The organism is Nocardiopsis nanhaiensis, from assembly GCF_054778635.1.
Genome location: NZ_BAAGZJ010000100.1, coordinates 16,619 through 28,090, shown reverse-complemented (window position 1 = coordinate 28,090; position 11,472 = coordinate 16,619). Strand labels below are relative to the sequence as shown.

Annotated in this window: 13 protein-coding genes; 11 read left to right on the top strand and 2 right to left on the bottom strand. The window is 68.7% G+C overall.

Going from position 1 to position 11,472, the window contains the following annotated elements; translation table 11 throughout:
* Positions 1–1,057: 1,057 nt before the first annotated feature.
* The 7 genes from ACYVD1_RS30740 to ACYVD1_RS30710 all read left to right on the top strand — a co-directional run bounded on the left by ACYVD1_RS30740 (position 1,058) and on the right by ACYVD1_RS30710 (position 7,123).
* Entirely contained in the window at positions 1,058–2,407 is a 1,350-nt protein-coding gene (locus ACYVD1_RS30740) for a DUF2786 domain-containing protein (protein WP_460777998.1), read from the top strand.
* A gap of 136 nt (positions 2,408–2,543) precedes the next feature.
* Positions 2,544–3,236: a TetR/AcrR family transcriptional regulator gene (locus tag ACYVD1_RS30735; protein WP_460777996.1), complete on the top strand. Its 693-nt coding sequence runs from the start codon at positions 2,544–2,546 to the stop codon at positions 3,234–3,236.
* A 150-nt stretch (positions 3,237–3,386) separates the two neighbouring features.
* Entirely contained in the window at positions 3,387–4,049 is a 663-nt protein-coding gene (locus ACYVD1_RS30730) for a biotin transporter BioY (protein ID WP_460777994.1), read from the top strand.
* Positions 4,049–4,834 (top strand): energy-coupling factor ABC transporter ATP-binding protein, encoded by a 786-nt coding sequence (locus tag ACYVD1_RS30725; RefSeq protein ID WP_460777992.1) that lies wholly within the window; start codon positions 4,049–4,051, stop codon positions 4,832–4,834. Before ACYVD1_RS30730 ends, ACYVD1_RS30725 begins: the two co-directional genes overlap by 1 nt.
* Positions 4,831–5,457 (top strand): energy-coupling factor transporter transmembrane component T family protein, encoded by a 627-nt coding sequence (locus tag ACYVD1_RS30720; protein WP_460777990.1) that lies wholly within the window; start codon positions 4,831–4,833, stop codon positions 5,455–5,457. Before ACYVD1_RS30725 ends, ACYVD1_RS30720 begins: the two co-directional genes overlap by 4 nt.
* A gap of 214 nt (positions 5,458–5,671) precedes the next feature.
* Positions 5,672–6,655 carry a serine hydrolase gene (locus tag ACYVD1_RS30715; RefSeq protein WP_460777988.1) on the top strand — a complete coding sequence of 328 codons (984 nt, stop codon included), beginning with the start codon at positions 5,672–5,674 and terminating at the stop codon, positions 6,653–6,655.
* A gap of 144 nt (positions 6,656–6,799) precedes the next feature.
* Complete coding sequence (locus ACYVD1_RS30710; protein WP_460777986.1) at positions 6,800–7,123, top strand: carboxypeptidase-like regulatory domain-containing protein; 324 nt, start codon at positions 6,800–6,802, stop codon at positions 7,121–7,123.
* 41 nt (positions 7,124–7,164) lie between these two features.
* Here ACYVD1_RS30710 and ACYVD1_RS30705 read toward each other — a convergent pair whose 3' ends face one another.
* The gene (locus ACYVD1_RS30705) at positions 7,165–7,590 is read right to left on the bottom strand and encodes a VOC family protein (protein ID WP_460777985.1); all 426 of its coding nucleotides are present in this window, start codon (positions 7,588–7,590) and stop codon (positions 7,165–7,167) included.
* Positions 7,591–7,731: 141 nt separating this feature from the next.
* Between ACYVD1_RS30705 and ACYVD1_RS30700 the strand changes: the two genes are divergently transcribed.
* Together ACYVD1_RS30700 and ACYVD1_RS30695 are read left to right on the top strand one after the other, a co-directional pair.
* Positions 7,732–8,097, top strand: coding sequence for a type II toxin-antitoxin system RelE/ParE family toxin (locus ACYVD1_RS30700; RefSeq protein ID WP_460777983.1), 366 nt, complete (start codon positions 7,732–7,734; stop codon positions 8,095–8,097).
* Complete coding sequence (locus tag ACYVD1_RS30695; protein ID WP_460777982.1) at positions 8,097–8,405, top strand: helix-turn-helix domain-containing protein; 309 nt, start codon at positions 8,097–8,099, stop codon at positions 8,403–8,405. The genes ACYVD1_RS30700 and ACYVD1_RS30695 overlap by 1 nt, the downstream gene beginning before the upstream one ends.
* Positions 8,406–8,465: 60 nt before the next feature.
* Here the strand turns inward: ACYVD1_RS30695 and fabG are convergent, their stop codons facing one another.
* Entirely contained in the window at positions 8,466–9,224 is a 759-nt protein-coding gene (fabG, locus tag ACYVD1_RS30690; protein ID WP_460750396.1) for a 3-oxoacyl-ACP reductase FabG, read from the bottom strand.
* Positions 9,225–9,545: 321 nt separating this feature from the next.
* Between fabG and ACYVD1_RS30685 the strand changes: the two genes are divergently transcribed.
* Both ACYVD1_RS30685 and ACYVD1_RS30680 read left to right on the top strand, forming a co-directional pair.
* Positions 9,546–10,043 carry an ATP-binding protein gene (locus tag ACYVD1_RS30685; RefSeq protein WP_460777981.1) on the top strand — a complete coding sequence of 166 codons (498 nt, stop codon included), beginning with the start codon at positions 9,546–9,548 and terminating at the stop codon, positions 10,041–10,043.
* Between the two features lie 267 nt (positions 10,044–10,310).
* Complete coding sequence (locus tag ACYVD1_RS30680) at positions 10,311–11,147, top strand: helix-turn-helix domain-containing protein (protein ID WP_460750403.1); 837 nt, start codon at positions 10,311–10,313, stop codon at positions 11,145–11,147.
* Positions 11,148–11,472: the final 325 nt, after the last annotated feature.

The window sequence follows — 11,472 nt, the reverse complement described above, 5'->3', positions numbered from 1 at the left end:
AGTTCTGGCAGGGCGGCACCACCAGTGCCGCTAACATCCAGCCGTTGTGTGCGACCCATAACCAGATCAAGCACCGGTGGGCGGTGCGCACCGACCGCCGGATGTGGTCGGGCCGCAACCGAGGCCGTGGCCGGGGTGGGGACACGGATACGGGTGGGGATGGGGACCCAGCCCCACACCGGCACCCGTAACCATCCACCCCCGCCCCGCCCCCCAATCACCGCGCTTGCGCCGGGTCTCTACCCCCACGTGGCCAGAACCCGAATCAACCCTTGGCCCCGCCCTGCCCTCGGGGTGCCGGTCCCGAGTCGCCCACACCCGGGGGTGGGTGTGAGCCCTGGTCCTGGAGTCACTCTCACCCCTGTTTTTGCCTCCAACAGGGGGGGGCTCACCCACCCCCAGGCACCGACCGGCCCCAGACACCGGCACCCAGACCGGCCGGGGTTCGCCGCACACCATGACCAGCCGCGACACCCCACCCGTCGAAGCTCCGGCGCAGGGGCAGGCACCGGCCCTCAGGCCGAAGGCCGTGGCCGTTCGCCGCACACCAGGACCAGCCGCGACACCGCCAGGCGTCAAAGCGCCAGCGGAGTGGCCGCTGACGGCCGCCAGGCCGTGCTTGTGCCGTTGGGCCCGCCGGGCCCGTCGCCTCCCCGACCACACGTCCCCCGTTTCCTGATAGCCGCCAACCCGCCGTCGCAGCGAAGCGGGTCAGGTGGAGCGCCACTGACGCGCGAAGCGTCGACGGCGACGACCTTGACGCGCGAAGCGGAGACGGCCACCATCAAGCGGCAGGAAACGGGGGAGAACCACCCGCACCAGCAGCTAACCCCAAACCCATGCGGACCTTGGGCCTGCTTAGCGGACCCTGGGGTCTCCCATGCGGCCCTCCGGGCCACAGATGTCTGTCCAACCGACCGAAGCAACAACATCCCCTAATCCCCTATATCCCCGAATCCCTGATCCCTCCGCTCCGGGGTCTCCGGAACAGTACTTGCTGAGATCACATTGGTGGGATGCTCGAACTGACGGCCTCACCGAGGAAGGAATCCCGTACGTGGGCAAGAGCAACCGTGAACGCCGCCGGGCCAAGCAGAAGAAGGCGCGCGAGCAGCAACGGCGGCGCCGCGCCGCCACGCAGGACGAGCAGCTGTTCGACGGGGTCTCCGAGCGGGACATGGTGCTGGCCGTGATCGGTGTGGCCGTGGACCCTTGTGACTGTGGCAGTTGCCCCCCGTCACCGCCCCTGGACGAGGCCGCCGAGCTGTTGGCGCAGGACTCAGGGCCCCAGTGGCGGCAGACGGTGGACAAGACCCTGTTCGTTGCACTCGTCGAAGCGGTCGGCACGGTGTGGCCCCGCGGCTGGCAGCCCGCCGAACTCGTGCGCGCGGTGCGCCAGGAGAACACGGCTCAGACAGCGAATCTGGTCACCGACATGGTGGTGGCCGAGAACCGCCAATACGCCGAGGCGCGCGTGGCCCCCGAGTGGGCCGCACAGGTCCGCGGGCTCGGCGGGCAGTGGTGGGATACCGACATCGACCACGCGCGGTTGTTCGCCGAGCGCCACGGCATCAGCCGTCAGGCCTACATCGAGTTGGCCTTGGTGCTTCTGGTGTTCCTGTCGGAGCTATCCGAACTCCAGGTCCTCTTGCCGCTACCGGGAACGGCCCGCCCCACGCCGGAACAGGCCCGCAACCAGGCGGATCCGGGCAAGCTCGCCCGGGTCCGGGCGCTGCTGGCCAAAGCGGAGGCCACGGAGTTCCAGGAGGAGGCCGATGCGCTCTCCGAACGCGCCCAGCAGATGATGGCCCGGCACAGCATCGACTACGCCGCGCTGGAGGCACAGGAGGGAACCGTTTCGGATGTGGGCGGACGCCGCCTGCCCGTCGACGCTCCCTACGAGCAGCTCAAGGCGACGCTGCTGAACGTCGTCGCGCACGCCAACCACTGCCGGTCGATCTGGCACAAGAACCTGGGTATGTGCACGGTGATGGGCTTCTCCCACGAGGTGGACATGGTGGAGATGATGTTCACGTCCCTGCTGGTGCAGGCCACTACCGCGATGCGGCGGTCCGGCCCCTCCCGCGACTCCCGGGGGCGGTCCAGGACCCGTTCGTTCCGCACGTCCTTCCTGACCTCCTTCACCGAGCGCATCGGAGAACGGCTCGCCGAGTCGGCGGGTTCGGAGGAGCGCAGGGCGGTGGACGAGTACGCCCGCGAGGGCACCGACCTGCTGCCCGTCCTGGCCTCCCGTGAGCGCAGGGTGGAGGAGGCCATGGCTGAGGCCTTCCCCGGGATGGAGACGACCCGGGTCCGCCGGACGTTCAACTGGCGGGGATGGTTCGCCGGGCGGGCCGCCGCAGACTCGGCGAGCTTGAACAAGGGCGCGCGTATCGGAACGGGGTGAGCTGCGGTCCCGGGTGAGAGGACTGGCGCGCGTGGTGCTCCGTCCACAGGAGCCCTCCCGCCGTTCAGGTCGCCCGTGCCAACCGCCTCGTGAGATTCGCGCGAGTCGCCACCACCAAGGTGCTAGCGTCCACCACATGAGCGATCGGCGGCCCACCCCTCAGGAACAGCAGCGGCGCGAGGCACAGCGCACGATCCAGGAGCACGCGGTGCGCTTGTTCGGCGAGCGCGGGTACGACGCCACGTCCGTGGCGGACGTCGCCGAGGCGGCGGGGGTCTCAGCCGAGACCGTGGACCGGCACTTCCCCGAGAAGGAGGACCTCGTTCTCGCCGACCGGTTCGGTCCGCTCGCCGCCGAGCAGATCGCGGCCATATCCCCCGCGCAGCCGCTGGTGCGCCGCGTCGGCATCGGGCTCATCCGCTCGGCGGAGGCGTTGACCGGTGCTGGCCCGGAAGGGGAACCGGCCGCGAACGAGCGCTTCCAGCTCACGCGGCACCGGCTCGTGGTCACGACCCCCGCCCTGCGGGCCAGGCACCTGGACCGTCAGGACGCGCTGCAGCGGGCGATCGTCGACGCCCTCGGGCCTCGAGCGGGCGGACTCAGCGTGATGGACTTCGACGGGACGGACCCCGAAGTGGCCGGTTCCGAAGCGGCCAGCGACGCGGTCTTCCAAGCACAAGCAGCGGTCAGCGCCTGTCTGGCCGCCATGCACACCGCGCTGGTGCGCTGGGTCGAGGACGAGGGGCGCGACGAGCTGCCCGACGTGGTCGCGGGGGCGCTCACCGCGGCCTTCGGTTTCGACTTCGAGGACCTCCGCTCAGGCAGGTGAGCGGGGTGTGCCTCTGTGACCTGCATCTCAGTCGAGCCTCTACAACACCGGGGCACGCACTTCTGTGTGCCCCGCCTCCTCCACCGCCGCCCCGCATAACGGACAATGGACGGTGATCCGCTCCCACTACCTCCCCGAGGGGAACCACGCATGCCCACCACAGTGACGGCCCACGTCCGCTACCGGGGCCTGACCGCGCGCGACCTCGCACTCGTCGCCGTGTTCGCCGCGCTCATCGCGGCGCTCAGCGTCACCGTCGCGATCCCCATCCCGTTCTCCCCGGTTCCGGTCACCCTCCAGACCCTGGGCATCATGCTCGCCCCCAGCCTCCTCGGCTGGAAGCGCGGCAGCCTCGCCGTGGCCACCTTCCTCGCCCTCGGCTTCGCCGGGCTGCCCCTCTTCGCGGGCGGCCGCGGCGGTCTCGCCGTCCTCGCCGGGCCGTCTGCTGGATTCGTCGTCAGCTGGGTCTTCGCCGCCCTGGTCATCGGCCTGCTCACCGACCTCATGGTCCGCAAGGGCAAGTACAGCTTCTGGCAGGGCCTGGTCATCAACGCCCTCGGCGGCATCATCGTCATCTACGCCATCGGCGTCCCGTGGATGGGCGTCGTCCTCGGCGACGGGGTCCTCGCAGCGGGGCTGTCCATGGCGGTCTTCCTGCCCGGCGACATCCTCAAGGCCGTCCTGACCGCGGCCATCGCCAGCGCCGTCTTCCGCGCCTACCCGATCCCGCCCGCGGGCCGACCCGTCGCCGACGAGAGCGCGGACGCCGCCAGCGCCAACCGGGCCGCCGACCCGGAGGAGAACACTTCCTGATGCTCCGCCTCGAGGGTGTCTCCCACTCCTACGAAGGTCGCGCGGTCCTGCGCGACATCAGCCTGGACCTCACCGAACACCGGATCGGCGTGATCGGCGCCAACGGATCGGGCAAGTCCACGCTGGCCCGCACCCTCAACGGACTCGTCCTGCCGGACGGGGGCCGGGTGTCGCTGGGGGAGTGGGACACCCGGCGGCACGCCAAACACATCCGGCGCCGCGTCGGCTTCGTCTTCTCCGACGCCGCCAACCAGATCATCATGCCCACGGTCGCCGAAGACGTGGAGATCGGTCTGCGCTCCCTGCGCCTGGGCCGCGCCGAGACCGCCCGCCGGGTCGACGCCTGCCTGGAGCGGTACGGCCTCGCCGAACACCGCGACCATCCCGGCCACCTGCTCTCCGGGGGCCAGAAGCAGCTCCTCGCGCTGGCCTCCGTGCTGGTCACCGAACCCGGGATCCTCGTCTGCGACGAGCCCACCACGCTGCTCGACCTGCGCAACACCCGCATGGTCCACCGCACCCTCGCCGGGCTCGAGCAGCAGGTCGTGCTCTTCACCCATGACCTTGACCTGCTCGCCGACTTCGACCGGGTGCTCGTCATGAGCGACGGCCGGGTGGCCTTCGACGGGGACCCGGCCGACGCCGTGTCCTTCTACACCAAGCTTCTGGACGCCGAGGAGTCCGAGGGACCTGCTGGGCCCAGCGGGCCCGAGGCACCGGGTCCCGAATCGCCGGGTCCCGAATCGCCGGGTCCCGAAGACTCAGGGGGAGGGGCCCACCGGTGAGCGTGATCGGGCTGTACGTCCCCGGCACCGGCACGCTGCACCGGGTCTCCGCCGGCCCCAAACTCCTGGCACTGCTGGTCATCGGTGCGGCGCTGCTGATCGCGGCCGACCTCCGGGTGGCTCTCGGGACCCTTGTGACGGCCCTGCTCCTGTACCCGGCCGTCGGTCTGCACCCGCGCCGAGCCCTGGGAGTCCTGCGTGTCCTGTGGCCCTTCCTCCTGGCCATCGGGGTGTTCCAGACCCTGTTCATGGGTGCTTGGGAGGAGGGCGTGCGCCTCTGCGCGCAGCTCGCCGCGCTCGTCCTGTTCGCCAACGCGGTGACCCTCACGACGCGCGTGCGGGAGATGCTCGGCCTCTTCGAGCGCCTGGCCCGGCCGTTGCGCCACATGGGCGTCAACCCCGACCGGGTCGCCCTGGTCCTCGCGCTGACCATCCGCTCGATCCCGATGGTCGCCACCGCCTGGCGCGCCGCCCGCGAGGGCTACCGCGCCCGAGGCCTGTCCGGCCGCCCCCACCTGCTCGTGGTGCCGGTGATCGTGCACCTGCTCCGGATGGCCGATGCCACCGGTGAGGCCCTGGTGGCCCGGGGGATCGACGAGGACAGCCGGACCGGCGCGGACTGACGTGGCGTTGAAGGGTCGCTGTGACCAGGATGTGCGGCCCGAACCGGTCGTCACGAACGTTCCGCTCGTTCCCTGGGTCCCCTGAAGCACCGCCGTAAGCCACAAATCGGAACTCGGTACCGATTTCATATCGAGAGGATGCTTTTCCGGCCCCCGCGGGGATAATATCCGGCACAGCCCACATCCCCCACGGTGCCAACGAACCGGTGATCGCGTGACCCGGCGTCTCTCCGCCGACCGACGAGTCTGGTCGCTCGCGATGGCGAGCCTCATCGCGTTGTTCATGGCCTCCGCCCTCCCCGGGGCGACCTCGGCGACCGTCGCGTCCCTGCCCCCTGACACGGACTTCCTCGACCAGCTGACCTCCCACACCCATCTGCCCCTGATCCCCTTCGCTCCGGTCACGTCCCCCGCCCAGGGCGGTACCGCCCTGCCGCCCGAAGAGCGCGCCGCCCTCAGCGAGCGGATCGAGGCCCTGGAAGCCGCGCCCGGAGTGGAATTCGGCATCGCGGTCCAGGACCTGCGTACCGGGACCACCTTCAGCCACAAGGCGGAGCAGCGCTTCCCCACCGCGAGCGTGGCCAAGCTGACCGTTCTCACCATGCTCCTCATGCGCGCCGACGAGGAGGACCGCGAACTCACCTCCGGTGAGCGCGCCCAGGCAGAGCAGATGATCCGGTTCAGCGACAACGACGTCACCGACGGCCTCTACGGGCGGATGGGTTTCAACGAGGGCTTCCTCCGGCACGCTGAGAACCTGGGGTTCACCCGTACCGAACCCAACCCGACCGGTGTGTGGGGCTCCACGATGACCACCCCCGCCGACCAGATCCGCCTGCTGCGGGCCCTGTACACCGGCGAGGGACCGCTGTCCGACGACGACCGCGCCTACGTCCGCGAGCTCATGGAGTCCGTCGCCCCCGAGCAGGCCTGGGGGGTGTCCGCCGCGGCCGAGCCGGAGGACACCGTCGGCCTCAAGAACGGCTGGACCCCGCGCGACAACAACGGCGGCCTGTGGACGGTCAACAGCGTCGGCTACGTCAGCGGCCACGACCGGGAGTACCTGGTGGCGGTCTTCTCCGACCACAACCCCGACTACTCCGGCGGGGTCGCGCTCCTGGAAGAGCTGGTCGCCGAGGTCACCGAAGCCATCGAGGACTCCGGCGAACACGATGACAGCACGGTCTCCGTCCGCTGAGGGGTTGCGCCTCCACCAGCTATCCCCCTGCCCGCACGGAGCAGGTAGAACCCGGTGACACAGATGATGGCCCGCAGGGCTTCTCCCGCGAGCGCCGCGCTTCTGACGGTTCTCCTTTCCGCCTCCTGTGCTTTCCCGTGGAGCGTGGTCGACAACGTGGACGACGCGGACCGTGGGTCCACAGACTCCGGCATGCTGGCTGTGACGGGCACCGTCCACGACAGGACAGGAGACCCGGTCGAGGGGGTGCACCTGAGCTGGAAGTCGAGGGATGATCCTCCTGTCCCGGCGTCAGAGCTCGGTGTCGGGACATCTGAGGACGGCAGTTATCGGATACCTCTGCCTCCGGGGACCTGGGAGATCCAAGGGGCAAAGGGCGATGTGGGCACCGGCGCGGAGACCGTCCTCCTGGAGGGCGGGGTGGTCACCGTCGACCTGCATTTCACGGAGCCCCTACCTGCTGAATAGTCGATATGCGGTGAGCCCGGAAGGCGTGGTTCGCAGTCGGGTCACTCCTCGCGGGAGGACAGGACGCAGAACTCGTTGCCGTCGGGGTCGGCCAGCACGTCCCAGGGGTGCTCGCCGGTCTGGCCCACGTCCACCCGGGTGGCGCCCATGGCGAGCAGCCGCTCGATCTCGGCGTCCCGGTCGTCGTCCACGTGCGGAGCGAAGTCCAGGTGCAGCCGGTTCTTGGTGCCCTTGTCGTGCTCGACCGGTACGAACACCAGCTCCGGCGGCACCTGGTGGAAGGGCAGCTTCGGGCCGAGCTCCCCGGCCCACGGCGGAACCAGCACGACCTCTTCCTCGGTGTCGAAGCGAATGTCCCATCCGATGGCCCGGGCCCACCAGGCACCCAGAGTGCGGTGGTCACGGGCCTCAATCACGGTGGTGTACCAGCGCAGCGCCATGAACGGCTCCTCATCGTGTCGGGGCACGACCCTACGCATACCCACCGACATTCCGGCGCACCAAGTCTCGTTCCTGCAGGTTCGTCCCCTGACCGAATCGACGAATCAGCCACCGACTCGGTTTGTACACGGCTAGGGTTGCCGCGCTCAGACTGAGAGGGATCCCGAGTGCGCTGGTTGTACGACTTCGAGACAGAGCCAGAGGTCCGTGACTGGCCCGACAGTCTCAGCGAGACTGATTTCAAGCGGGTGGACGAGGTTGCTGGACTCTTGGCGGAGAAGGGCCCCCGGCTGGGAGGGCCATGGTCTGACCACCTGGACGGTCCCGTGTGGGAACTGCGCCTCAGGTTGAGAGATGTCGCGGTCCGAGTAACGTATTGGTGTACTTCCGACCGGAGGATCGTGCTTCTCACGGTCTTCCGTAAGACGAAGCAGCATGATCAACGGCAGATCGACCGTGCGGTTCGGGCGCAGAAGGTGTGCGCGGAACTGCATCACGGTCCGGTGGTCGAGACCTACGAAAGGCAGCGATGATGGCTGGCTACCACACGCGCTGGGTGCGGCCGGAGCCCCCGAACGATGACCCGGAGCGGATCGCGATCCGGGAGTCCCTGGCGTTCGGCAAAGCCCTCTACGACCGCCGCCGGGAACTCGGGCTGTCCGTAGAGGAGCTGTCCTCGCGAGCTGGCATGCAGCCGGACGACATCGAGTGCATCGAGGAAGGCGGAACCGAGCCGACCGTGGCCCTGCTCCGCCTCCTGGCCGCCGCTTTGAACGCCGACGTCAGGCTGAGAGCGGGCCACGACCTGAACTCGGTCTGGTTCGAACCGCACGCGGCTTGATTCGCGTGTCCCGCCCGGAACTGCTGGGGTTCCGGACGGGACGGACGGGGTGTGGCGACCCTAGTCCAGCGGACCGCCGGCGACGTACAGGACCTGGCCGGACACGAAGCCGGCGTCCTCACCGGTGAAGAACGCGACGGCGTTCGCGATGTCCTCCGGGTAGCCGGCGCGCTGTACCGGGATCTCGCCAGCCTTGAAGGCCTTCATGTCCTCGTAGTCGATGCCGATCCGCTCGGCGGTCGCGCGGGTCATGGCGGTCTCGATGAAACCGGGGGCGATCGCGTTGCAGGTGACGCCGAACTTGCCCAGCTCGATCGCGAGCGTCTTGGTGAAGCCCTGCAGACCGGCCTTGGCCGCCGAGTAGTTGGCCTGGCCGCGGTTGCCCAGCGCGGAAGAGCTGGACAGGTTCACGATCCGGCCCCACTTGTTGGGGGTCATGTGGGCCTGGGCCGCCTTGCTCATCAGGAACGAACCCCGCATGTGGACGTTCATGACGGTGTCCCAGTCGTCCGGGGACATCTTGAACAGGAGGTTGTCGCGGAGCACCCCCGCGTTGTTGACGAGGATGGCGGGCGGGCCGAGCCGCTCGGCGACGGTGTCGACGGCGGCGGTCACCTGGTCGGCGTCGGAGACGTCGCAGCCCACCGCGATGGCCTTGCCACCGTCGGCCGTGATGCGGTCCACGACCTCTTGGGCGTCGGACTCCTTCAGGTCCACGACGGCGACGGCGCGACCCTCACGGGCCAGCCGCTCGGCCGTCGCGGCGCCGATGCCGCGGGCCGCGCCGGTCACGATCGCCACACGAGGCGTTGGGGACATGGTGTTACCTCCATCAATTCACGAGGTGGGCGCGAGCGAATACTATCGGCATGCATACCGGTCGGTACGTGGCCGGGGGTGCTTCGCCGTACTCGGTACAGGTGTGGGGCTGCGCCGATTCCGTGCTTTTCCATCCCCGCTCACCTGCGCGGGCGCAAAGGTTTCGGTCCTGTGTCACCGTTTGCCTGCAGTTTGGCGGGGCGTGGCCTACGATTGCCTGCAAGACCGAGATGCACGTGCATTCGGGCCGTGCAGCAGCACGAGCCTTCCCCTATCTGCCTTCGGCCCGGTACACGGCGCGTCAGTGAGGAGTTGAAGGGCATGGAGTGTGCGGAGGCGGTGGCAGAGCCGACCGGTGCTTGGTGGCTCAGAGTCCTGACGCACGGGTCGCGCCGTTGGAACACCCCTGTCTGCGGAGACCGGCACGACGCGGTCACGTGGACCTTCGAGCCCCGTCCCCGGGCTGTGGGTGCCGCTCGCGAGATTTCGGCTGCTCTGCTCCTTGAATGGCGGATGGAGTACTTGTCGGATGATGTCGTGGTGGTTGTTTCCGAATTGGTCACCAATGCGGTCCGGCATGGCGGCCCACTGGCCTTGACCAGGCAGAGCGAGTCGGGTATTCAGCTCTCGCTCATGCGCAGCGGCGGTGAATTCATCTGTGCCGTTCGCGATGGGGGAGATCACTTGCCGCGCAGAACGGAAGCCGATCCGACCATGGAGGGTGGCAGAGGGCTTGCCCTGGTGAGTGCTTTCGCGCGAGAGTGGGGTGTGATTCCCACTCCGACCGGTGGAAAGTTCGTTTGGGCGCAATTCGTGTGACTCGATGACAGGGGGTCCGTTGTCGGGCGCTTCGCCGGTCACCAGCGGGGTCGCTGGTGCGTGATCCGCCCCTGGGAGGGCCGGAGGGGTGCATGAGGTCACTCCGTGAGCGGAACGAGGCACTGGCTATACCGTGTAGGTGTAGTGTCCTGACCGCGCGGCAAAGGGGGCCGGGCGACCCGATACCCTTGTTCGGAGAATGACAGAGAGGCGGCGAACGTGGATATCGCTCAATTGCGGCAGGGGAGCGGCCCCACCGTGCGTCGCATGCTCCTCGGGCACCAGCTGCGCAAGCACCGGGAGCGCTGCGGCATCACGCGTGAAGCCGCGGGGGAGAAGATTCGCGCGTCGGCGTCCAAGATCAGCCGTATGGAACTCGGCAGGGTCGGATTCAAGACCCGCGATATCGAGGACCTCCTGAGGATGTACGGGGTCACCGACCGCAAGCTGCTGAAGCAATTCAGGGATCTCGCCTCCGAATCCAACAAACCGGGTTGGTGGAAGGAGTACGGCGACGCCCTGCACAAGTGGTTCATCCGCTATGTGGGCTTCGAGGAGGCGGCTGACCACATTCGTATCTACGAGTCCCAGTTCGTCCCGGGTCTGCTGCAGACCGAGGAGTACGCGCGCGAGATCATCTCCGGAGGCGTCGAGACGGACCTGGTCACCGAGCAGCGGATCAAGGCCAGACTGCAGAGACAGAAGAACCTCGAACACGGCAAGCGGATGTGGATCATCCTCGACGAGGCCGCCGTGCGCCGTCCCATCGGGGGCAAAGAGAAGGGCAAGGAGATCATGCGTGGCCAGCTGAGCCACCTGATCCACCTGTGCGAGACCTTCGAGAACATCACCCTCCAGATCGTCCCCTTCGAGGTGGGCGCCCATGCCGCGGAGGCCGGTTCGTTCACACTGCTGCGCTACTCCGCCTTCGAGCTCTCCGACATCCTCTACCTGGAGCAGCTCACCGACGGGGAGATCGTGGACCGTCCCGGTGTGGTCGAGGCCTACACCAAGGCCATGACCAGGCTCAGCGTTTCGGCCGCCACTCCCGACGAGACCCTCTCCATGCTCAAGGGCATGCTGAAGGACCTCGATGACGAGTAGCGGCGACCAGCAGTACGGGTAGCAGTACGGGGTCCGGTGGAGGGGGAACCGCGGACCGGAACGGAGTGAAACCCCGGAAGGGGCGCGCAGGGCCTGCCGCGGCGGGCCCGTCGGCTTTCGCGGCTGCCTTCCGGTGAGCTGGGGGAGCTGGACACCGCAGGTGCCAGGCACAGGTCTGCGGGTCCCCGGTATTACGCGTCCCCAGTCCTACGGGTCCCCGGGTCTTCGGGCCCCGGGGACAGGAGGGGGCTCCGTCCGCGGTGGACGGAGCCCCTGTTTTTCCTAGCCCCTGCGGCCTGGGAGAGAGCAGGATAAGGCGTACCAG

What these genes read in the sequence shown, in the direction of transcription:
- ACYVD1_RS30725 (WP_460777992.1), top strand. Translation starts at nt 4,049, where the DNA reads ATGCTCCGCCTCGAGGGTGTCTCCCACTCCTACGAAGGTCGCGCGGTC.
- fabG (WP_460750396.1), bottom strand. Translation starts at nt 9,224, where the DNA reads ATGTCCCCAACGCCTCGTGTGGCGATCGTGACCGGCGCGGCCCGCGGC.
- ACYVD1_RS30685 (WP_460777981.1), top strand. Translation starts at nt 9,546, where the DNA reads ATGGAGTGTGCGGAGGCGGTGGCAGAGCCGACCGGTGCTTGGTGGCTC.
- ACYVD1_RS30730 (WP_460777994.1), top strand. Translation starts at nt 3,387, where the DNA reads ATGCCCACCACAGTGACGGCCCACGTCCGCTACCGGGGCCTGACCGCG.
- ACYVD1_RS30735 (WP_460777996.1), top strand. Translation starts at nt 2,544, where the DNA reads ATGAGCGATCGGCGGCCCACCCCTCAGGAACAGCAGCGGCGCGAGGCA.
- ACYVD1_RS30680 (WP_460750403.1), top strand. Translation starts at nt 10,311, where the DNA reads ATGCTCCTCGGGCACCAGCTGCGCAAGCACCGGGAGCGCTGCGGCATC.
- ACYVD1_RS30695 (WP_460777982.1), top strand. Translation starts at nt 8,097, where the DNA reads ATGGCTGGCTACCACACGCGCTGGGTGCGGCCGGAGCCCCCGAACGAT.